Source organism: Nonomuraea basaltis (genome assembly GCF_005893125.1).
GTDB lineage: Bacteria > Actinomycetota > Actinomycetes > Streptosporangiales > Streptosporangiaceae > Nonomuraea > Nonomuraea basaltis.
In genome coordinates, this window is the sequence record NZ_VCJS01000058.1 from 25,077 (window position 1) to 47,055 (window position 21,979).

Annotated in this window: 14 protein-coding genes; 8 read left to right on the plus strand and 6 right to left on the minus strand. The window is 71.6% G+C overall.

Annotated features, from left to right (window positions below):
• Positions 1-36: 36 nt before the first annotated feature.
• Entirely contained in the window at positions 37-5,448 is a 5,412-nt protein-coding gene (locus EJK15_RS26315; RefSeq protein ID WP_171074544.1) for a family 43 glycosylhydrolase, read from the minus strand.
• A 349-nt stretch (positions 5,449-5,797) separates the two neighbouring features.
• Between EJK15_RS26315 and EJK15_RS26320 the strand changes: the two genes are divergently transcribed.
• From EJK15_RS26320 to EJK15_RS26335, 4 genes are read left to right on the plus strand one after another with little or no spacing between them, the layout of a single operon-like run.
• Positions 5,798-6,880, plus strand: a complete 1,083-nt coding sequence (locus EJK15_RS26320) for a hypothetical protein (protein WP_138713143.1) — start codon at positions 5,798-5,800, stop codon at positions 6,878-6,880.
• Positions 6,881-6,897: 17 nt separating this feature from the next.
• Entirely contained in the window at positions 6,898-8,040 is a 1,143-nt protein-coding gene (locus EJK15_RS26325) for a toxic anion resistance protein (protein WP_240777218.1), read from the plus strand.
• Complete coding sequence (locus EJK15_RS26330; RefSeq protein WP_240777219.1) at positions 8,037-9,614, plus strand: vWA domain-containing protein; 1,578 nt, start codon at positions 8,037-8,039, stop codon at positions 9,612-9,614. The genes EJK15_RS26325 and EJK15_RS26330 overlap by 4 nt, the downstream gene beginning before the upstream one ends.
• Positions 9,601-10,221, plus strand: coding sequence for a hypothetical protein (locus EJK15_RS26335; protein WP_138713144.1), 621 nt, complete (start codon positions 9,601-9,603; stop codon positions 10,219-10,221). The genes EJK15_RS26330 and EJK15_RS26335 overlap by 14 nt, the downstream gene beginning before the upstream one ends.
• A gap of 5 nt (positions 10,222-10,226) precedes the next feature.
• Here EJK15_RS26335 and EJK15_RS26340 read toward each other — a convergent pair whose 3' ends face one another.
• On the minus strand, positions 10,227-12,326 hold the full coding sequence (locus EJK15_RS26340) for an alpha-galactosidase (protein WP_138713145.1): 2,100 nt from the start codon (positions 12,324-12,326) through the stop codon (positions 10,227-10,229).
• Between the two features lie 153 nt (positions 12,327-12,479).
• Entirely contained in the window at positions 12,480-13,919 is a 1,440-nt protein-coding gene (locus tag EJK15_RS26345) for a pectate lyase family protein (protein ID WP_138713146.1), read from the minus strand.
• A 313-nt stretch (positions 13,920-14,232) separates the two neighbouring features.
• On the opposite strand from EJK15_RS26345, the gene EJK15_RS26350 reads away from it, so the two are divergent.
• Positions 14,233-15,126 (plus strand): siderophore-interacting protein, encoded by an 894-nt coding sequence (locus EJK15_RS26350; RefSeq protein WP_240777220.1) that lies wholly within the window; start codon positions 14,233-14,235, stop codon positions 15,124-15,126.
• Positions 15,127-15,152: 26 nt separating this feature from the next.
• On the opposite strand, the gene EJK15_RS26355 is transcribed toward EJK15_RS26350, so the two are convergent.
• Positions 15,153-16,025, minus strand: a complete 873-nt coding sequence (locus EJK15_RS26355; protein ID WP_138713147.1) for a hypothetical protein — start codon at positions 16,023-16,025, stop codon at positions 15,153-15,155.
• Positions 16,026-16,345: 320 nt separating this feature from the next.
• Between EJK15_RS26355 and EJK15_RS26360 the strand changes: the two genes are divergently transcribed.
• The 3 genes from EJK15_RS26360 to EJK15_RS26370 all read left to right on the plus strand — a co-directional run bounded on the left by EJK15_RS26360 (position 16,346) and on the right by EJK15_RS26370 (position 18,940).
• Positions 16,346-16,930 (plus strand): TetR/AcrR family transcriptional regulator, encoded by a 585-nt coding sequence (locus EJK15_RS26360; RefSeq protein ID WP_138713148.1) that lies wholly within the window; start codon positions 16,346-16,348, stop codon positions 16,928-16,930.
• Positions 16,931-17,159: 229 nt separating this feature from the next.
• On the plus strand, positions 17,160-17,477 hold the full coding sequence (locus EJK15_RS26365; protein ID WP_138713149.1) for an STAS domain-containing protein: 318 nt from the start codon (positions 17,160-17,162) through the stop codon (positions 17,475-17,477).
• Between the two features lie 41 nt (positions 17,478-17,518).
• Positions 17,519-18,940 carry an RNB domain-containing ribonuclease gene (locus EJK15_RS26370; protein ID WP_138713169.1) on the plus strand — a complete coding sequence of 474 codons (1,422 nt, stop codon included), beginning with the start codon at positions 17,519-17,521 and terminating at the stop codon, positions 18,938-18,940.
• A gap of 41 nt (positions 18,941-18,981) precedes the next feature.
• Here the strand turns inward: EJK15_RS26370 and EJK15_RS26375 are convergent, their stop codons facing one another.
• Both EJK15_RS26375 and EJK15_RS26380 read right to left on the minus strand, forming a co-directional pair.
• A complete protein-coding gene (locus EJK15_RS26375) occupies positions 18,982-19,563 on the minus strand; it encodes a TetR/AcrR family transcriptional regulator (protein ID WP_138713150.1) in 582 nt (193 codons plus the stop codon).
• A 172-nt stretch (positions 19,564-19,735) separates the two neighbouring features.
• Entirely contained in the window at positions 19,736-21,700 is a 1,965-nt protein-coding gene (locus EJK15_RS26380) for an ABC transporter ATP-binding protein (RefSeq protein WP_240777221.1), read from the minus strand.
• Positions 21,701-21,979 lie beyond the last annotated feature (279 nt).

The following is a 21,979-nucleotide window of genomic DNA, read 5'->3' on the forward strand; positions in this document are numbered from 1 at the left end:
AGCGCGTTCACCGCGTGACCGGAACATGGCCCCGAATTACCTCCCGGCATGGACGATGATCTCGCCGCCGCCCACCTCGCTGCCCTGGTTGTCGTAGACGACCTCGCCGCTCGCCTCGTTCCAGATCCGGATCTGGAAGCGGTCGGGGGCACCGTCGAGGGCGGTGACCGTGAAGGCGTACCCGGAGCTGCCGTTGACCTTGCCGGCGCCCCGGTAGCGGACCTCGCCGCCGGTCACCACGAGCCAGTCGTAGCGGGTGGCCACGAAGAGGAGCTTCCCTGCCGGGAAGGTGAAGGCGGTCTGCCCTGTCGGGCTCGTGGCGCCCTCCTGGTACGCCGACACGAACCCGAACAGAGCCTTGCCCACCGCCGACGGCCGGCCCGGCTGCGCACCCGCCGGCGAGTCGATCACGCCGCCCCCGGTGACGTACCCGGCCTTCGGGTCGTAGACGACGACCGGGCCGGCCGTCACCGCGACCTTGCCGCCGTCGTCGTCGGAGACGGTGACCACCGGCTGGTAGATGCCCGCCTTGGCATAGGCGTGGTCCTCCTCGCACGCCCCCGAGGTGCCGTCCTTCCAGTCCATCTCGCAGGTGTGCGTGTCGGCGGCCCCCGGGTCCGTGTACGTGACCGTCACCTTCACGGGCTTGCCCGCCGCGACGGGATCCTGCGGGGCCGACGCACCGGTGATGACCGGGTCGGCGTTGGCCACCGTGACGGTCGCGGAGTCCTTGCTGCGCCCGGCGGTCAGCGTGACCTTGTAGGTGCCATCGTCCGTGCAGGTCACCGTGGTCTGCGGCGCCCCGGTGTCGGCGAAGGCGCATGTGCCCTTCGCTCCGTCGGCGGCCTCGTACCGCCAGGCCGGGGTGCCGGCTCCGGAGAACGTGCCGGTCAGCCGGATCGAGGTGCCTTCGGCACCGGAGGCGTCGGGGCCCGCGGTCACGATGGCGACGGGATCGACGCTCTCCAGCGTCGGCGTCACAGTCTTGATCAGGCCGTCGGCACCGAACTCCAGCCGGTCGATCGTGGTCTCCCGGTGCGTGCCGTCGCCGCCGGGGATGGCGAAGCGGTGGTAGGCGATGTACCAGTCGTCCGTGCCGGGCACCCGGACCACCGAATGGTGCCCGGTGCCCTTGATGCCCATGGACAGGTCCTTGCGCAGGATGACGCCCCGCCTGGTCCACGGGCCGAGCGGCGTCTGACCGGTGGCGTAGGCCACCTGGTAGTCCTCGCTGCGGGTGTCGTTCTCCGACCACATGAAGTAGTAGGTGCCGTCCCGCTTCACGACGAAGGAGCCTTCGTTGTACCCGGCCGGTTTGTACGTCTTCACCTTCGCCGCGTCGAACGACACCATGTCGGCGTTCAGCGGCACCTGGTAGGAGTTGCCGTTGCCCCAGTACAGGTAGTGCTGCCCGTCGTCGTCCTGGAACACGGCCGGATCGATCATCTGCCCGGCGTAGGTCCCGGCCGGGACCAGCGGCTTGCCGAGGGCGTCCCTGAACGGCCCCGCCGGCGAGTCCGACACGGCCACCCCGAGTTGCTTGGCCGTGTTGCCGCTGGCCAGGCCGCCGCTGAAGTAGAAGTAGTACTTCCCGTCCTTCTCGGCGATCGCCGGCGCCCAGGCGCTGTTGTCCGCCCAGGACACGTCGGGCCCCAGGTCGAGGATGACGCCGTGGTCCTGCCAGTGCACCAGGTCGGTGGAGGAGAACGCCTTGAACGCGGTCCCGCTCCAGCCGGCGAAGCCGTCGGTGGTCGGATACAGGTAGAACCGGTCGCCGAACACCGCGATGTTGGGGTCGGCGTACAGGCCGGGCAGCACCGGGCTCTTCATGACGAGCGCGGTGACCCGCCACTCCCGCTTCGTGCCGTCCGAGCCGGTCACGGTGTAGGTGACGGGCTCGGTGAGGTCCCGCTCAGCGCCGGAGACGGGGCTGACGGTCGCGCCGGGGGCGAGTGTCAGCTGCGGCGCCAGCTTGGTGACGTCGCTGCCCTCCTTCAGCGGCAGCTTGATCTCGCCCTTCCCGGCGTCCACGATGGCGTCGACCTTGAGCTCGGGCAGGGTCACCTTGGTGATCGCGGCGGGGTCGCCGCCGAGCGCGTAGACCTCCGTCGCGGACAGCGCCCGGCCGTAGAGGCGGAAGTCGTCCACCTCGCCGGCGAAGTACGGATCGGCCGCGTACAGCGACCTGCCGATGTAGCCGGAGTAGCTCTTGGCGGCGTCGTACAGATCCGACGGCTTGATCGTCACGTTCGCGGCGCGGGCGATCTCGGCCCCGTCGAGGTACATGACCGCCGTCCTGCCCGCCGGGTCGAGGGTGACGGCGACGTGCTTCCAGCCGCCGGCCAGCCCTCCGGTGTGGGGCAGCTTCGACTCGCCCTGCCAGCTCCCCAGCGTGACCGCCGAGAACAGGACGCCGCCGCCGTTGCGGGGCGTGGTGAACAGGTACTTGTTGCTGTCGGGGCCGAGGCCGTAGATCCACTGGTTGGCCGTGGTGGAGGCGTTCCACTTCACGTGGAAGGCCACGGTGAGGGCGGAAGCGTCCTTGAGCACGCCGTTCGGGATGGTGACGTACGGCGAGCCCGAGCCGCCGGACATCTTGAACGACCGGCCGCCCACGCCCTCGCCCCACGCGGGGGTCCGCTCGTAGGCGCCGTCGTTGCCGCGGCCGGACGCGTCGCCGGCCACGCTCCCGCCCGTCTCGTCGAACTCGTAGCGCAGCAGCAGGTCAGGCGGGATGTCCGAGGCGACCTCGACGGGGATCGTGACGCTCTTGGACGCGTCGGCGGTCCGCACGGTGATCTGCGTCCGTCCCGCCGCCACGGTGGCGACCAGACCCGTGGCGCTCACCGTCGCGACGGCGGGGTCGGCGCTGGTCCAGGTCAGGGCGCGGGCGGTGGCGTTGGCCGGCAGCACGACAGCCTTGACCTGACGGCTCACCCCGGCACCGAGGCGCAGCTCCGCGGGCGACACCGTGAGGCTCTCGACGGGCACGCCCTCGGCCGACACGGTGACCGTCGCCTTGGCGCGGAGGGCCGCGCCGTCGGGCAGCGTGCCCTCGACCGTGAACGTCCCGGCCTGCGCGTACGCGGACGGCGGGATCTCGTCCCAGGTGACGGCCACATCGCCGGTGCCGCCGTCGGCGAACGCCGCCTTCACCGTCTCCGGCAGCACCGGCGCGTCACCGATCCCGGTGACGACCTCCACGTCCGCCACGCTCCGCACGAGCTGTCCCGGCGCGTACGTCTCCAGCAGCCGCTCGTACTCGGCCCTGGTCACGGGCAGCACCGTGCCGTGCCGGGGCCGGGCGGGCAGCGAGTAGCCCGTGGACGGAGTCCACCGCCCCGAGTCCAGGTCGGTGGTCTCGAACGGCACGTAGCCCCGCCCGCCGAACTCGTCGATGAACAGGTACCACTTCTCCTCCGTGTTGGACTTGAAGATGGTCGGCCCCTCGCCTTGGGCGATGGCGTTCTTGCCGATGCACTCGGCCACGAAGTCCCAGTCGAGGTCGCGCAGCGACGTGGACTTCTCCTCGACGATGAACTTGCTGCACGGCGTGGTGGAGGTGTTGTTCCGCTCGTCCTTGGTGAACCGGTAGTAGGTGCCGCCGTGCTTGACCACGGTCGAGTCGATCACCGAGTAGCCGGGGTCCACCCACACGCGCGGCGCGGTGAAGGTGCGGAAGTCGCGGGTGGTGGCGTACATCATGCGGTTGTAGGAGGACCCGGTGTGGCCGGGGTCGTCGTCGGCGTACAGCTTGGACGCCCAGAACACGACGTACGCGCCGATCGTGTCGTCGTAGTACGCCTCCGGCGCCCACGTGTTGCCCGCGTTGTCGGACGACACCTTGACGAGGCGCTGGTCGGTCCAGTCCACCAGGTCCGTCGACTCCCACACCATGATCGACTTGCTGCCGGTGCGCTGGGCGGCGTCCCAGTTGCCGTTGCCGTAGATCCGCAGGTCGGTGGCGATCTGGTAGAACTTGTCGCCCTCCGGCGAGCGGATGATGAACGGGTCGCGCAGCCCTTTCTCCCCCAGCGTGGAGGTGAGCACGGGGGCGCCCCCGTTCAGCTCGCGCCATCTCAGCGGGTCGTTGCCCCGGCTCAGCGCGAAGGAGAGCTGCTCGCCGTCCGCGGTCCCCTCGCCGGTGAAGTAGCTGAACAGGTAGCCCTGGTAGTCCTGCCGGGCGGGCAGTTCGGGCACCTTGGCGGTGAACGTGCGGGTGGCGGTGGCCTCGTTCCTGGCGACGGTGGCCGTCAGCTCCACGGTGACGGCGCCGGCGCCGTGCGCCGGGCGGGTGACCTCGCCGGTGGCGGTGATGACGGACGGGTGGTCCGAGGTCCAGGAGACCGTGGTGCCGTTCTCGCCGGTGACGGGGAGGGTGAGGTTGCCGCGTACGTCGTCGATGCCGGCCACCTTCAGCGCGGCGGCGGCCGCTTCTACGATCGTCATGTCGTCGTACTCTGCCAGGACCGTGATCTCGAACGTCTTGGTGCCGGTGAGCGCGCCCCTGGCCAGGGTGGCCGTGAGCGTGGCCCGCGCGGCGGGCTGCCCCTTCGCGGGGCGGGTGACAGCGCCGGAGGCGGTGACCACCGCGGCGTCGCTGGTGGCCCAGGTGAGCCTGGAGCCGCCGGGCGCGGTGGCGGGCAGCGTCAGGTCGCCGGTGACCGCGCCGGTGTCGCCGAGGGTGAGGGCTTCTTTGTCGGCCGCGAGGGCGGCGGCGACGGTGGATTGCGCCAGCGCCTGCACCTCGTCCGCGCCGAGCGCCCGGTCGTAGATCCGGAAGTCCCGCAGTCTGCCCTTGAGCAGCCTGTCCGAGGAGTACAGCGACCGCCCGAGATAGTTGGCCGTGGTCGCGCCGCCGCCGATCGAGCCCGGGGTGATCGTGACGGCCGGGTTGCGCGCGATCTCCGCGCCGTCCTCGTACAGGACTCCGGTGGTGCCCGTCTGGGCGTAGACGAGGTGCTTCCAGCCGCCGCGGGCCAGGTTGTACGAGGTCGACTTGCGGGTGTTCTGCTCGGTCGACCAGTTGCCGGTCGCGACCGTGGCGCGCAGGTGGTCGCCGGTCGCGAACAGGTAGCCGTTGCCGCTGGTGCCGCTGGTGTTGCCGAATCCGTAGAGGAAGTACGGCGTGCGCTGCTCGGGGTCGATGAGCACGTCCGTCGAGACGGTGATCGAGCTCATGTCCTTCATGACGTCGTCGGGCAGCTCGACGTAGGTGTCGGCGCCGTTGAACGCCAGCCCGTCGCCCCAGCCGGGCGCGCCGTGCACGGTGCCGTTCCTGGCGTTGCCGGACGAGTCCGCCGCCACCGTCCCCGCCTGCTCGCCGAGCTCGTACCACAGCACCGGGCCGTCGGCCGCCGCCTGCGCGGGTGGGGCCACGAGCAGGGCCGCGACCACCGCCGCCAGGGACGCGAGGGCGCGCCGCCTCCTTGATCGTGCACGCGGCATCTGCGGCTCCTCCGCTGTTAGCGCTAACATTCCGCCTCGGATCACTCGGCGGTTCGCCGCACGTGAGAGGTGTTGCGTGAGTGTTAACCCTGGGAGGGCTGATCGTCAAGGGGCGCCTTCGCGGACGGCGGCCGATCCGGGCGTCGGGGGCCGGTGGATCCGGTGATCCCGGCGGCACGTCCGGAAATCGGGATAATCGCCCTTAATACGGCGGAATCACCCAGCCGTCGCACAGCATCCGTGAACGGCGCGTGAATTCTGCCGTACGGTCACCTTTCCGCCCGCGCGAACCCCGCAACCGCCATCACATAATCACAGTCATGGGGGTTATTTCACGAAACGGGGTGCGATGAAGCGTTGGATCGGCGTCATTCTGGCGGTCGTTCTCGCCGGGGTGGCGGTGGTCGCGATTCTGCTGGGTGGCCAGGAGGATGAGGGCCCGAAGGTGGCGGTGGTACGAGGGGTGATCGGGTCCGAGAAGAAGCCGTTCTTCGACGACCCGCGGGTCAAGGCGGCCTTCGCCAGGCACGGCCTGCGCGTCGAGGTGGACACCGCCGGATCACGCCAGATCGTCACCGACGTGGACCTCGGCGAGTACGCCTTCGCCTTCCCCTCCAGCGTCCCGGCCGCGGAGCGGATCAAGCGGGACCGCAAGGCGACGACGACGTTCTCGCCGTTCTACTCGCCGATGGCGGTGGCCACGTTCGAGCCGATCGCGGCCCTGCTGACGAAGGCCGGCGCGATACGCGATTCCGGCAAAGGCTACCAAACCCTGGATATAAAGAAATATCTGGAATTAGTTGCCAAGGGAACCCGATGGGATCAAATTCCGGGTAATTCGACTTACCCGGCCCGCAAACGGGTACTGCTCACCACGACCGACATCCGCACGTCCAACTCCGCCGCCATGTACCTGTCGGCGATCGGTTACGTGGCCAACGGCGAGGACGTCATCAGCTCCGACGCGCAGATCGCCAAGATCGCGCCCGTCGTCGCGCCGGCCGTGCTCGACCAGGGCTTCGCCGAGTCGACCAGCGAGGCGTCGTTCGACGACTACCTGGCGCTGGGCGCGGGCAAGACGCCGATGCTGGTCGTGTACGAGGCGCAGTACCTGGCGCACGTCTTCGCCGGCGACGGCGCGATCAAACCGGAGATGCGCCTGGTCTACCCGTCGCCGACCGTGCTCAGCAAGCACACGCTGGTCCCGCTCTCCGGCCAGGGCACCCGCGTCGGCGAGCTGCTCACCAAGGACCCCGAGCTGCTCGCCCTGGCGGCCGCGTACGGCTTCCGCACCACGAACCCCCAGGCGTTCACCGACCTGGTGGCCAAGACCAAGGCGCCGGCCGCCGCCGATCTTGTCGACGTCGTCGAGCCGCCCACGTACGAGCGGCTGGACAAGCTGATCACCACCATCGACGCCGCCCGGCCCTGAACAAGGAGATCCTTCACGTGTCCGATCTGGTGCTCACGCCGCCGGCGCCGGTCGCGCCGGTCCCGGCCGAGACGGCGGCCACCATGCTGCCGATGGCCGGCGAGCGCGCGGCCGAGCTGACCGCCAAGGCGCGCGACTTCGCCGGGGAGCTGAGCGGCCTCGACCCGCGCTCGCCGGAGTTCTCCCGCAAGGTGCACGACATCTCCTCGATGGGCGACACCGAGATCAGGTCCGCCTCGCAGGTGGCCAACCGCATGCTCAAGCGGCCGGTCGCCGCGCTCGGCGCGGCCAAGGGCGAGGGCTCCGACGCCCAGGCCATGGTCGCCGGCAAGCTTGTGGCGCTGCGCCGTACCATCGTGGACCTGGACCCGAAGCAAGCCGCGAGCGGGACGCGCAGGCTCCTGGGGCTCATCCCGTTCGGCGACCGGCTGCGCGACTACTTCGCCAAGTTCCACTCCGCGCAGAAGCACATCGACGACATCATCCGCGCGCTCAAGTCCGGCCAGGACGAGCTGCTGCGCGACAACGCCGCCATCGAGGGCGAGAAGGCCGGCCTGTGGGAGGCGATGACGCGGCTGCAGGAGTACGCGGTCATGGCCAAGGCCATGGACGCGGCGCTGGAGGAGCGGATCGCGCTGGCCGACGAGCAGCGGGCCACGGCCCTGCGCTCGGACGCGCTGTTCGCGGTGCGGCAGAAGCACCAGGACCTGCTCACCCAGCTCGCCGTGTCGGCCCAGGGCTACCTGGCGCTCGACCTGGTGCGCAAGAACAACCTGGAGCTGAGCAAGGGTGTGGACCGGGCCACCACGACGACGGTCTCGGCGCTGCGCACGGCGGTGACGGTCGCGCAGGCGCTGGCCGGGCAGAAGCTGGTGCTCGACCAGATCGCCGCGCTGAACGCCACGACCAGCGACCTGATCCTGGCCACCAGCGAGATGCTGCGCACGCAGGCGGGCGCGATCCAGAACCAGGCCGCGTCGGCGACCGTGGACCTGGACACGCTGCGCCAGGCGTTCGACAACGTCTACGCCACGATGGACATGATCGACTCCTTCCGGGCGAAGGCGGTCGAGAGCATGGCGACCACGGTGGACAGCCTGTCGGCCGAGCTGGATCACGCGAAGACGTACCTGGAGCGGGCCAGGGAGAGCGCCCGATGATGCGGGTCTTCCCAGCGGGCCGTACCCGCCGCGCGCTCGCGATCGCCCTGCTGCCCGCGCTGCTCCTCACCGCCTGCGGCGAGTCCGGGGAGGCCGCGGACGGGCCGGACGTGCTCCGGGTGCTGGCCGGCAGCGAGATCAAGGACCTCGAGCCGCTGCTGCGGCGGGCCGGGCAGGAGGCCGGCGTCCAGGTGCGGCTGACCTACACCGGCACCCTCGACGGCGCCGAGCAGGTCGCGAACGGCCGTGCCGCCGACCGGGTGGACGCGACCTGGTTCTCCTCCAACCGCTACCTGTCGCTGATCGACGGCGCCCAGGCCAAGCTGTCCACGCAGACCAAGACCATGGTCTCCCCCGTCGTCCTGGGTCTGAAGCCGGCCAAGGCCGCCGAGCTCGGCTGGGACGGCAGGCCGGTCTCGTGGGCGGACATCGCGGCCGCGGCCAAGGAGGGCCGCTTCAGCTTCGGCATGACGAACCCGGCCTCCTCCAACTCGGGCTTCTCCGCCCTGGTCAGCGTGGCGGCGGCGCTGTCGGACGCGGACGGCGCGCTCAGCGCCGAGCAGGTGGGCGCGGTCACGCCGAAGCTGAAGGAGTTCTTCTCCGCGCAGCGGCTGACGGCCGGCTCGTCGGGCTGGCTGGCCGACGCCTACGCCCGCGACCCGCGGGTGGACGGGATGGTGAACTACGAGTCGGTGCTGCTGGGCCTGCGCGAGCCGGTCACGCTCGTCTACCCGAGCGACGGCGTGGTCAGCGCCGACTACCCGCTGACGCTGCTGGCCTCCGCCCCGGAGGAGAAGAAGGTCCTGTACGGCAAACTCGCCGCCTGGCTGCGTACGCCCGCCGTGCAGAAGGAGATCATGACCGGCACGCACCGCCGGCCGATCGTGCCCGGCGTGGCGCGGGACCCGAAGTTCGGATCCGCGCAGCTCATCGAGCTGCCGTTCCCGAACCGGCGCAGCACCGCCGACGAGCTGATCGCCACCTACCTCAACCAGGTCCGCGTCCCCGCGGAGGCGACGTTCGTGCTGGACACGTCCGGCTCGATGGCGGGTGACAGGATCGACGCGCTGCGGCAGGCACTGGTCGCGCTGACCGGCGCGGACACATCCGCCTCGGGCGCCTTCACACGCTTCAGCAACCGCGAGGCGGTGACGATGATCCCGTTCAACGGCTCGGCGCGCACGCCGGTCCCCTTCACCGTCCCCGACCGCGACCCCGGGCCGGTCCTCCAGAGCATCAAGACGTTCGCCGAGGGCCTGAGCGCGGCGGGCGGCACCGCGATCTACGACGGCCTCAAGGCGGCCTACGACCGGCCCGCCACGCCGGGCCACTACACCTCGATCGTGCTCATGACCGACGGCGAGAACACCGACGGCATCGACTACGCCGGCTTCGAGGCGCACTACCGGGCGCTGCCGGAGGAGCGGCGCCGCACGCCGACGTTCGTGGTGCTGTTCGGCGAGAGCGACGTCGAGGAGATGAACAAGGTCGCCCGGCTGACCGGCGGCGCCGTGTTCGACGCCCGCTCGACGTCGCTGAGCGGCGTGTTCAAGGAGATCCGTGGCTATCAGTGACCGGGTCCTGCGCTACCTGGGCTCGACGAGGAACATCGCCGGCTCCTGCCTGGCGCTGCTCGGCCTGCTGGGTCATTTCCTGGGGCTGGCGGGCGCGTTCTGGCCGGTGGTCGTGGCCGCCCTGTACGGGGTGGGCGCGCTGCTCGCCCCGCCCGACCGCGTCCGGCTGACGATCTCGCACGCCGAGGTGGAGACCGAAGCGCTGCGGGAGGACCTCGACACGCTGCTGCGGCGGATCGAGCGGCGCTTCCCCGGCGACGTGGACACGGCCGTGCGGGCGCTGGCCGAGGTGATCAGGGGCGTGCTGGGCCGGGCCGAGCAGCTGGCCGCCTCTCCCGACCAGCTGCACGTGGTGTCGCAGACGATCCGCAGCTACCTGCCAGCCAGCCTGGAGGCGTACGCGAACCTGCCGCGCGGCTACGCACTGGCCCGCCGGGCCGACCGGGAGCGCAGCGCACACGAGGAGCTGCTGGCCCAGCTCGCCCTGCTCGACGCCCAGCTGCGCAAGGTCGCCGAGGCGATCCACCGGGGCGACGAGCAGGCGCTGCGCGACCAGGGCCGGTTCCTGCGCGACAGGTTCGGCGGCTCGGAGCTGGACCTGAACTAGCGGTCTCAGAAGTCGGCATGAGATCGCATGTCACAGCCCGCCACCTTCACCACCTCGATGACCAGCACCGACGTGGGCCGGAGGGCCGGGGCGGGCAGGCCCAGCTCGCCCAGCGCGGAGCCGGGCAGCCGCACGGGGGTGGCGGCCCACTCCGGCATCGCCGCCCCATCCGGCACGGGCCCGGCCACGCGTACCTCGTAGAGCGCGGCCGGGTCGAGCCCGGGCAGCCGCAGCGGCGCGGCCCCGGAGCCGACCCGGGAGGTGAGCTGGACGAAGCCGAACACGCCGCGCTCGGGCAGCACCACGCCGTGCAGCAGCGCCGACGGGTCGGGGTGGTCGGCGCGGACCACGTTCCCGGCGTGCAGCACCGGCCGCAGCCGCTTGTGCAGGGCGATCCAGGTGGCCAGCTCCTCCAGGTCGGACTCGCTCGCCGAGGTCAGGTCCCACTCCACGCCCATGTGGCCGAACAGCGCGGTGCCGGCGCGGAAGGCCAGCGGCAGCGACCGGCCGGTGACGTGGTCGTGCGGGGCGCCGACGTGGGAGCCCATCCGCTCCGGCGGCACCAGCAGCCCGGTCCAGCGCTGGATGGCCTGCCGGTCGAGGGCGTCGTTGCTGTCGGAGGTCCAGACGCGGTCGGTGCGGGCCAGGATGCCGTAGTCGATGCGGGCTCCGCCCGACGAGCACGACTCGATCTCCAGCCCGGGATGGCGGCGGCGCAGCTCGTCCAGCAGCCGGTAGGTGGCCAGGGTCTGCGCGTGCACTCCGGGCACGCCGTCGTGGACGGGCTCGGCGATGTCGCGGTTGTGGTCCCACTTGATGTAGTCGAGCGCGTACTCGGCGACCAGGGTGTCGAGCCGCTCCAGCAGGTAGTCGTACGCCTCGGGCCGGGCCAGGTCGAGCGTCTGCTGGTGGCGCTGCGGCGGCGGCATCCGCTCCGCCCGGCCGAGGATCCAGTCGGGGTGCTCGCGGATCAGGTCGGAGTCCGGGTTGACCATCTCCGGCTCGAACCAGAGCCCGAACTGCATGCCGAGCTTGCGCACGTGGTCGGCCAGCGGGTGCAGCCCGTCGGGCCAGACCTGCTCGTCGACGTACCAGTCGCCGAGCCCGGCGCGGTCGTGGCGGCGGTGGCGGAACCAGCCGTCGTCCAGCACGAACCGTTCGATGCCGGCCGCCGCGGCCTTGTCGGCCAGCTCCAGCAGCCGGTCGAGGCCGTGGTCGAAGTAGGTGGCCTCCCAGTTGTTGAGCGTGACGGGCCGGACCGGGAGCGCGCGCCCGGCCCGCAGATGGGCGTGCAGCCTGGCGCTCGCGTCGTCGAGGCCGGCGCCCGACCAGGTGAAGTACACCTGCGGCGTGCGGTAGCTCTCTCCCTGCGCCAGGATGATCTCGCCGGGCTCCAGCAGCTCGCCCGCGGCCAGCAGCGCCACCCCCTCATGGACGCGCTCGGCGTAGTGGACATGGTCGCCGCTCCAGCCGGCGTGCACCGCCCACACCTCGCCGCTCCTGCAGCCGAACGCCTCGGTCCCGGCCACGAGCAGCCCGGTGGCGTCGTGCCCGGTGCGGCCGCGCCGGTTCTCCCTGGACCACACGCCGTGCCCGAACGCCCGGCGCTGCGGCACCTTCTCCAGCGCCCACCGCCCGGTGAAGTCGAGCAGCTCGGCGGCCCGCTCGGGCACCGGCAGCGCACAGGTCAGCCCTTCCAGCCGGTACGGCGTGGCGGCGGTGTTGGTCACCGTGTGCCGCATCGTCACCAGGCCGCCCGCGTCCATGGCCAGCTCGCTCACCAGCTCCAGCCCCGCCCGCGGGTCGGAGGCGGCGATCGTCACCGTGCCGCCGGCGCCCGGGGTGGCTTCCGCGTCGAGCCGGTCCAGGGTCCACCGCACCGGCCAGTGCTCGCCGGTCCTGCTCCCCGACAGGCCGGGGCGGCCGTACCAGCTGTCGCCCTGGGCGGGCAGCAGCGGCACGGCGGGAGCCGCCAGCGCGGGGAGGAGGTCGGGCCCGGCGACGGGACCGAGGCCGGCGCCGAAATGGCGGACCCGCGGCAGGCCCTGCCCGCCGGTGTCCAGCAGCAGGGCGGCGCCCGCGGCGGAGAGGATGAGGGGGGACAAGTCGGGCTCCTTACTCACGGCAGGCGCCGGACCCGCGGCCCGGCGCCCATTCAGCTCACCTGAGTCGAGACGCTACCCGAACCCGTTGCGCCCTCCGAGCAGAGGGAGGCCCCTCCGGGGCGGGCGCCGGAGGGGCCTCTGCGCGGGAGGCGGTCAGACGGAGATCCGGCCGGCGCCGGCGCCGGCGGTCACGATGGACTTGACGTTGGAGGCGGTGTCGAGCGAGTAGGAGTAGGGGATGGAGGCGACGCTGCCGCTGGTCTGGCCGCTGCCGGAGCTGACGAAGTGGTTGTTGCGGGCGACCAGGCTGCCCGGGTCGGACGAACCCTCGCCGGGGTGGAAGGGGTCGTCGGTGTTCTCGAAGTAGTTGCCCTCGACGAGCACGCCCGCGCCCTCGGTGGAGGCCACGCCGTAGTCGGTGACGCCCCCGTAGAAGTTGTTGTAGACGTGCACGGGGTTGCCGAAACGCACGCGCGGGTGCCGGCTGTTGGTGCCGTCGAACCAGTTGTGGTGGTACGTCACCCGCAGGTGCCCGCTGTCCTCGCTCGCGTTGTCGTCGCTGTGGCCGAGCAGCATGGTCTTCTCGTGGTTGGAGACCTTGTTCCACGAGATGGTGACGTAGTCACTGGCCCGCTTGACGTCCACGGCGCCGTCGTAGCCGTTGCTGAAGGAGTTGTGGTCGATCCACACCCGGGTGGAGTACTGGACGTTGATGGCGTCGTCGTTCCAGTCGCGGAAGGTCAGGTTGCGGACGATCACGTTGGAGGCTTCGGAGACGTTGAACCCGCACCCCGCGATGGTCGCGCCGGAGTTGCCCAGCACGGTCTTGTTGGAGGCCACGCGGAGCATGCCCGAGCAGGAGATCGTGCCGGACACCCGGATCACCGCGGCGCCGCTGGCCGACAGCGCGCTGGTCAGGGCCGAGGCGGAGTTGACGGTGACCGGCGAGGCGCTGCCGCCGCCGGTGGTGCCGCCGCCCTGGGTGGCCCAGCCGACCAGGCCCGTCGGGTTGCCGGGACCAGGCGTCGTCGGCGTCACGGTGGGGGTCGGGCCGGGGTCGCCGCCGCCGGCGGGGACGAGCCGCCACTGCTTGGTCGCGACCGAGTCGCAGGAGTTCTGCTGCACCAGGGCGCCGGACGCGGTCGAGTTGTCCTTGGTGTTGAGGCACTTGCCGCCGTTGGCGTTGACGACCCTGAGGGTGGAGCCGGACTCGGGCAGCGTCCACGTCTGCGACGACGCGCCGGTGCAGCTCTCCTGCTGCACGGCCTTGCCCGCTGAGGTGCTGGCGTCCCGCACTCCGGCGCATTTGCCGCTGTGGGCGGCCTTGAGCGTGTAGCCGCTGCCGCCGGCGGTCAGGTTCCAGGTCTGGCCGGAGCCGCCGCAGCCGCTCTGGGTGAGCTGGACGCCGTCGGACGAGCTGGATCCCGGTACGGTGAGGCACAGGCCGCTGCCGTTGTTCACCACGCTGTACGTCCCGGGCGCGGGCGCGGCCGCCGCCGACGAGGCCGCGGCGATGCCTGCCACCGTCGTGCCGGTCAGGGCGATGACGCCCGCGATGACCGCAGCGGTTCTGCCGTTGATTGTTCGTCGCACGATTCAAGCTCCTTGCTGCCGGAGCAGACCGGATCGGCCTGCGACATGATGTCCCCCCAGCGAGCTCTCGTTCACATATGTGGCTGCCATACCTGTGAGCGAACACGCCACAAGATAGGTAAGCGCTTTCCCGCTGTCAATCAGCTGTGAAACTTTCATCACAACCCGAGTCACCGGCTGTGCGGAGCCACTCCGACCTGCGCCTACGCCAGCCCGCATGCGCCATACGACGGTCCGCGCACGGCTCCCGAGGTGGCCATGTCCACGACGATCGTTTAGGTTAGGCTCACCTAATATCGATGGAGAGGCCGGGATGTTCGCGCCGTATCACATGTTCCATGTCCAGGTTGACCGGCTGCAGCGGCTGAGCCCGTCGTTCCTGCGGGTGACGTTCACCGGAGACGATCTGCGTCACTTCGCGGACAACGGGTTCGATCAGCGCATCAAACTCATCCTGCCGGTCCCCGATCACGGCCTGGCCCACTTGCCGACCGGCCCGGACTGGTTCGTGAAATGGCGGCAACTCGATGACGACAAGCGCAACCCGATGCGCACGTACACCGTCAGGCAGGTCCGCCAGGAGGCCCGCGAGGTGGACGTCGACGTGGTCATGCATCCGGACGGCGGCGGCCCGGTCGCCCGCTGGGCGGAGCAGGTGCGGCCCGGCGACGTCGCCGTCCTCATGGGCCCCGACGCGCGCTACGAGGGAGAGCACGGCGGCCTGGAGTTCCGCCCGCCCGCCGGCGGCAGGACCGTGCTGCTGGCCGGGGACGAGACCGCGGTCCCGGCCATCTGCTCGATGCTCGAACGCCTGCCCGCCGGCGTCGCGGGCGAGGCCCTGATGGAGGTGCCGTACGAGGAGGACTTCCTCCGGGTCGAGACCGCCTGCTCGGTCAAGGTCGGCTGGCTGGCCAGGAACGGCGCCGAGCGCGGCGGCCTGCTCGTCCCCGCCGTGCGGAAGGCCGCAGACCGGCTGCTGCCGCCGCTGCCGCTGCCGGAGACGTTCGACGACGTGGACGTCGACGCCGAGGAGCTGTGGGAGGTCCCGCAGGAGCAGACCACGGACCCTCTGTACGCGTGGCTGGCCGGCGAGGCGGCGATGATCCGGACGCTGCGGCGGCACCTGGTCGCCGAGCGCGGCATGGACCGGCGCGCGGTGGCGTTCATGGGCTACTGGCGGCAGGGCCGCGCCGAGGCTAACGAGTGACGCTCCGGCCCTGACGCTCCAGCGGGTCAGCGCAGCTCGGAGGAGTTCGCCGCCTCCGCCACGATCCGCCGCTCCTCCGGCGTGGGCGGCCGCACCCAGGTCAGCCCCGGCCCGCCGGCGGCGACGACCCCGGGCACGACCTCGCGCAGCAGCTCCCCCGCCGCCGCGTCCGGCCGCTTCTCGCGGGCCTCCAGGTAGAGGTCGAGGACCCGGCCCAGGTCCAGCAGCATCGTGTTGGCGTACCGGCCCCCGGGTCCGGGGGCGCCCTCCGCGACGTGGTCTTCCATCGTCGCCGTGGCCAGGCCCGCGGCGGCGGTCCGCCCGTTGACGTGTGACGGCGTCTCCTCCTCCGGGTCCGGATGCCCGGCGAGCACGCGGACCTGCAACGCTCCAACGCCGTGCTCACCCGGCCAGGCACCGAGGCCTTCGGCGCCCGGCGGGCACACGATCTCGCGTACGGCGCCGGCGAAGCTCGTCCGGTCCATGCCGGCCACGTCACCGTCCGGCCACTCCCGGCGCAGGTGCAGCACCCCGGGCTGCTCGGTGGCGCCGGACCGCGCGATCAAGGCGGCGACCGTGCCGTGCGGGTCGTGCATCGCGGCGTCGCCCAGGGCCGTGAAGCCGTCGGCCAAGAGGTGCAGCGAGATCAGCCGCGGCGGGTCGTACGTCGTGAGCACCCCTTGCTCTCCGGCGACGTCCAGGGCGTTCCCCGCGTCGTGGTAGGCCCGCAGCCCCTCCGCGAACGCGGTGCCGGCGTCGGGTGTGAGGCGGAACTCCCAGCCCCACTTCCGCTCGGCCTCGAACGTGTCGTAGGCGCCGCCGCCGACCGGCTCACGGCGAAACCACCAGGCCACCACGCCTACGACGGTGGCGGCCAGCACTGCGACTGCGATCCACACGATTGCGCTGCTCCACTCCCCCTCGTACCTGCCGGAGCAGCAGCGTAGTGTGATCTTTCCCGACAAACTTGGGAATTTCCGTAAAAAGCCCGGACCGTCCCTCCGGCCCACGCCGAAGGGACGGTTCCCCTCCTGGGCTCCCCCCGCAGGACACGCCGGGACGGGCTCGGCGACCGGCCTCCCCCTGACCGATCGCCGCCATCCCGTCCGCTGGCGTCCTGACCATCAGTAGACGCGCATGGCAGCGGCCGGGAAAAGGTAAAAATCCACACAACCGCCCGGCGCCTGCGCAGGCCGGGACGGCTGACAGAATTGGGAATGTGACAGACGGCATCCTGACGCCCGACCAGATCCTCACGGCCGCCCAAGACGTCCTGCGCCGCTACGGCCCCGCCAAGGCCACGGTCGTCGACGTCGCGCGGGCGCTGGGCGTCAGCCACGGCAGCGTCTACCGGCACTTCCCCAGCAAGACGGCGCTGCGCGAGGCCGTCACCCAGCGCTGGCTGGAGGAGTCGCACGCGGCGCTGGCCACCGTCATGGCCGGAGACACGCCCGCCGGCGTGCGGCTGCGCGACTGGCTGAGCACGCTGTTCGCCGCCAAGCGGAAGAAGGCGCTGGACGACCCCGAGCTGTTCGCCACGTACATGGTGCTGGTCAAGGAGGCCAGCCAGGTCATCCACCGGCATGTCGCCGACCTGGTCGGCCAGATCGAGCAGATCATCGCCGCCGGCGTCGCACGAGGGGAGTTCGCCGCCCCCGACCCTGCCGCCACGGCCCGCGCCGTGTTCGACGCCGCCATCCGCTTCCACAATCCGGCACACGCCGCGGAATGGAGCCTGCCCGGCATCGAGGACGACTTCGCCGCGCTCTGCGATCTTCTCCTTCTCGGCCTGAAACGCCGTTAAGGTGTGATTTTTTTCTTCCCGGTCATGGGAATTGTTTTCCTGAGGAATTCTCCTGTCCACCCGATTCGCCGCGCACGCTCTCGACGTTCACCCCCAGACAGGTACACTTCACTCCGAAAGCATGCTGTCGCGCTGTGTGACACGCGCATGGCATCTGGTGCATCAGGCAAGGGCGGGTCCGCGCCACCGAGAGGATTGTTCCCGGCCCTGACGGAGCGCGGAGCCGGACATGGAGCCACTACACCTGACCACCAGCCGCCGCAACGGGACCGTGACGGTCGCCGTGTCCGGCGAGCTGGACCTCGCCACCACCGAGCCGCTCCGCAGCCATCTGCTGGAGCTGCTGCGGGAGGCGGGCCGCGCCGGAAACGTCGCGGTGGTCATCGAGGTGAGCCGCCTGTCCTTCATCGACGCCGCCGGACTCGGCGTCCTCGTCTCGGTCCGCGACCACGCCCTTCGCCAGCAGACGCCGCTGCGCCTCGCGGGGGTCCCGCCGGCCATGCGGCGGCTGCTGAGGATCACCGGGCTCGACGTCCATCTCACATGATCAGAGCCGCCCGCATACCCCGGTAGGTTGTGGGCGTGTCGATGATTCAGGTTCCCGAAAAGATTCCCGTCAGGCTGGAAGACGGGTTCGACCGGATCACGCGGGAGCTCGCCCTGGCGGGCGGCTTTTCCCGCGCCGTGCTCGACGAGGCCGAATGGGTGGCGCAGGTGCCGGAGCTCGCGCGGCCGGGCACCAAGGACCTGGCCGACGTGCCGTTCGTGACCATCGACCCGCCCGGCTCGATGGACCTCGACCAGGCCGTCCACCTGGAGCGGCTGCGCGCCGGTTACCGCGTCTGGTACGCCATCGCCGACGTCGGCGCGTTCGTCCGTCCCGGCGGGATCATCGACGCCGAGGCCCGCTCCCGGGGCGAGACCGTCTACCTGCCGGCGGGCAGGGTGCCGCTCCACCCGAGGGTGCTGTCAGAGGGCGCGGCCAGCCTGCTGCCCGGCGCGCTGCGGCCGGCCGCGGTGTGGCGGATCGACCTCGACGCCGACGGCCGCACGGTCGGCGCCGACGTCCAGCGCGGCCTCGTACGCAGTCGCGAGCGCCTGGACTACGCCTACGTGCAGGCGGCCGTCGACACCGGCACCGCCGACGGCACCCTGGGACTGCTGGCCGAGATCGGCCGGCTCAGGCTGGGCCTGGAGCGCGAGCGCGGCGGCGTCACCCTGCCCACGCCCCGGCAGGAGGTGGTGCCGGCCGACGGCGGCTACCGCCTGGAGTTCCGGCTGCCGCTGCCGGCCGAGGCGTGGAACGCGCAGATCTCGCTGCTGACCGGCATGGCCGCGGCCGCGATGATGCTCGACGCCGAGATCGGCATCCTGCGCGTGCTGCCCCGGCCGCGTCCCGGCGACCTGGCCAAGGTGCGCCGGGTGGCGGGGGCGCTGGGTGTGCCGTGGCCGGAGGGGGCCGGGTACGGCGCCGTGGTGCACGACCTGGATCCGAAGAACCCGCAGCAGGCGGCGTTCCTGCACGAGTCGAGGGTGCTGCTGCGCGGCTCCGGCTACGAGGCGTTCGACGGAGCGCCGCCGAAGGAGGCCGGGCACGCCGCGGTGGCGGCGCCGTACGCGCACGTCACTGCCCCGCTGCGGCGCCTGGTCGACCGGTACGCGACGGAGGTGTGCCTGGCGGTCGCCGCGGGCGAGCCGGTCCCCTCCGACGTCCGGGCGGCGCTGGCGAGCCTGCCCGCCCTCATGTCGTCCTCCGCGCGGCGCGCGTCGGCCGTGGACCGGGCATGCGTGGACCTGGTGGAGGCGTTCCTGCTGCGGGACCGGCTCGGGCAGGCGTTCGAGGCGGTGGTGATCGACGTGGACGAGCGGCGCGGGGGCGGGCAGGTCCAGCTCGTCGAGCCCGCCGTGATCGCCCGCTGCGACGGGCCGCTCCCCCTGGGCGAGCCGGTCACCGTACGCCTGGCGCAGGCGGACCCGGCCACCCGCGAGGTCCGCTTCACCCTGGCCTGAGCCCTGTCTCTGCGGCGTCCTGGCAAGCGGGAACAAGAGGCTCAGTGCGGCTCGGCCCGCATCCCGTCACAGATCACATCCGCCATCCGCACGGCCCCGCCCCTGGCCCGCGCCCTCCGCTCGGCCGCCAGGCACCCCCGCAGCAGGTCCTGTACGTCGTCCACCACCAGGTCGCGCCGCACCGCACCGGCCCGCTGCGCTCTGTCCAGCAGCCGGCCGAGCGCGCCGGCGAAGTCGTCCTCCAGCGTCGAGCCCGGCCGGAACGCCATCGCCGAGCCGCTCTCCAGCATGTCGCACAGCGCCTGGTTGGCCGAGACCTGCTCGACCACCCACGCGAACCACCCGAAGAACGCCCTGCCCGGGTCCTCGGCCGTGGCCAGCGCGCGGGCGTCGGCCACGAACCGCTCGATCCGCCCCAGCAGCACCGCCTCGAACAGCGCCTCCTTGGTGGGGAAATGCCGGTAGACGGTGCCGACCCCGAACCCGGCCCGCCGGGCGATCTCGTCGAAGGAGATGGTCAGGCCGTCGCTGGCCAGGGCCTCCTGGGCGATCTGCAGGACCCGCTCGCGGTTGCGGCGGGCGTCGGCGCGCAGCGGCCTGGCCGTGCTGTGGTCGTCGCCCATGACGTACACCTGCCCTTTGGACAATTCGGGTCGAACCGGAGAGGCCTCTCCGATTCTATCGAGGAGATTCCATGACATACACGCGGCCCCTATGAGGGCGCGGATGCCTCTCCGGTCCGTGCCGGCGAAACGCCCGCCCCTCAGGGCGGGCGTCGGGGCCGGCCGCGCGGAGCTACGGCAGGTGAGTGCCGCGGACCGGATCGGGCGCCGCCTGGCGAAGGCCCCTCACCGGATCGGGCGGTGCCGCCTGGCGAAGGCCCCGGGCCGGGTCCGGCGCGGCGGCCCGGCCAGGAACGCGGGCCGGGCCGGGTGAGGCGGCCCGGCGAGGGCCTCTGGCCGGGTCGGGCGGGGCGACCCGGCGGGCGGGGGTGCCGACGCGCTTCAGCCGGATGCGTTCCTCCCGTGGCACGGGCTCCAGCCGCACCACGCGCGCTCCCTCCGGCACATGCCGCAGGTCGTGCGTGATGAGGATCGTCGTCCGACCGGCCATGAGCCGCCACAGCGGCTGCATGACCTGTGCGGCCGTCGCCTCGTCGAGCCCGTTCACCGGCTCGTCGAGCACCAGCACCGGCGCGTCGCGCAGGATGGCCCTGGCGATCGCGATCCGCTGCCGCTGCCCGCCGGACAGGAGCCGCCCCCGCTGCCCCACCGGCGTGTCGTATCCCTGGGGCAGCAGTTTGGCGAAGTCGTGCACGCCGGCCGCCTCGGCGGCCCTGATCACCTCGTCGAGCGAGGCGCCCGGGCGGCCGTAGGCGATGTTGTCCCGTACCGACCCCGAGAACAGCAGCGTCTCCTGGTGCACGACGGTGACGTTCGCGCGCAGCGACTCGCGCGTCAGGCCGCGGATGTCGGCGCCGTCCAGCAGGACGCGCCCCGTGTCCGGGTCGTAGAAGCGCAGCAGCAGCTTGGCCAGCGTGGACTTGCCCGCCCCGCTGGGCCCGGTGAGCACGAGCAGCTGACCGGGCTCGGCGGTGAACGACACGTCCCGCAGCACCGGCCGCCCCCGCCCGGGATAGCCGAAGCCGACCCGGACGAACTCCACCCGTCCCCGGCTCTGCCCGGCCGGCACGGCGCCGGGGGCGTCGGTGACGGCGGGCCTGGTCCGCAGGACCTCGATGATCCGGTCCGATCCGGCGGCCGCCTCCGACACGGTCAGGGCCAGCTCGCCGAGGCTCTGCACGGCCGGATACAGCAGGGCCAGGTATGCGGCGAAGGCGAGCAGGCCGCCGATCGTCAGCCGGCCGGCGGCGATCTCCCACGCGCCGAATCCGAGGATGACGATCAGGCAGGCGGTCTCGATGACCTGGACGGCAGGACCGTACAGGCTGCCCAGCCAGGCCTGCGCCATGTTGGCGCGCAGCCACGTCCGCCCCTCGCCGTGCAGGCGGCGGGCCTCGGTGCTCTGCCGGTTGTACGCCTGCACCAGCGGCTGGTTGGCCAGCCCTTCCTCCAGGACGCTGTTCATGGCGCCGTTGCTGTGCCGCTCCCGCGCCGCGGCCGTCCTGAACCTGGCCGCGAACACCTTCGACACCAGCAGGAACGCCGGGATCAGCGCGAGCGTGACGAGCGCGAGGTCCCAGCGGATGAAGAAGGCCGCCCCGGCGAAGAACACCACGCTGGCGGCCGTGGTGAGCGCCTTGACCAGCCCCGAGCCGACGAGCTCCTCGATGGCCTCGACGTCGTCGGTGAGCCGTGCCATCAGGTCGCCGAGCCGCCGGTTCTCCGAGAAGTCCGGCGCGAGCGTCTGGATGTGGGCGAACACCCGGTCGCGCAGGCCCAGCAGGAACCGTTCGGCGCCGAGCGCGGTGACGTACGTCCCGGCGAAGGACGTCACCCCGGCGACCGCGGCGAGCCCGAGCCAGCTGAACGCGGGGCCCCAGAACGCCCCCAGGTGCCGGGTGGTGAGCACCTCGTCCGTGATGTGGCCGAACAGGCGGATTGCGGCGACCTCGCACAGCGCGGCCAGGACGGCGAACACCACACCGGCGGCGAACAGCCGGCGCAACCCGCGGGTGTCCGGCCAGAACTCGCGAAAAGTCCGGCGAAGGGAAATCGCCGGCGCGAGTTCGCTGCCGGAGGCGGTCAGCGAGAGCCGACGGCTGGGCCGCCGGCTCTCACAGGATGGATCTACCACCACCACCGCCTACGGCAGCCGCAGCGCCACCGGCGACGACGACAGCGGTGTCCCATCTGGTATCCGACCTGTGTCAGCGGCGTGCGAGCCATGATTCCTCCCCCGTTGAACGGCTGAACACATTGACAAATCGGACGTTAGCACCCGAATTCAGATAAATCACGACATAGTCGGCAATTTAAAAGAGTCTTGACCTGTGAAGCCAATCCAGAAAGGCGATTCCGTTTACTAGTTAAATGAGCTGTAAATTGCGCAGAACCGCCAACGAAGGTAATAAAGCCG

Bases quoted from the DNA above. Each gene is read 5' to 3' on its own strand.
- EJK15_RS26375 (WP_138713150.1), bottom strand. From the start codon at position 19,563: ATGGGCGACGACCACAGCACGGCCAGGCCGCTGCGCGCCGACGCCCGC.
- EJK15_RS26315 (WP_171074544.1), bottom strand. From the start codon at position 5,448: ATGCCGCGTGCACGATCAAGGAGGCGGCGCGCCCTCGCGTCCCTGGCG.
- EJK15_RS26350 (WP_240777220.1), top strand. From the start codon at position 14,233: ATGTTCGCGCCGTATCACATGTTCCATGTCCAGGTTGACCGGCTGCAG.
- EJK15_RS26370 (WP_138713169.1), top strand. From the start codon at position 17,519: ATGATTCAGGTTCCCGAAAAGATTCCCGTCAGGCTGGAAGACGGGTTC.
- EJK15_RS26320 (WP_138713143.1), top strand. From the start codon at position 5,798: ATGAAGCGTTGGATCGGCGTCATTCTGGCGGTCGTTCTCGCCGGGGTG.
- EJK15_RS26330 (WP_240777219.1), top strand. From the start codon at position 8,037: ATGATGCGGGTCTTCCCAGCGGGCCGTACCCGCCGCGCGCTCGCGATC.
- EJK15_RS26365 (WP_138713149.1), top strand. From the start codon at position 17,160: ATGGAGCCACTACACCTGACCACCAGCCGCCGCAACGGGACCGTGACG.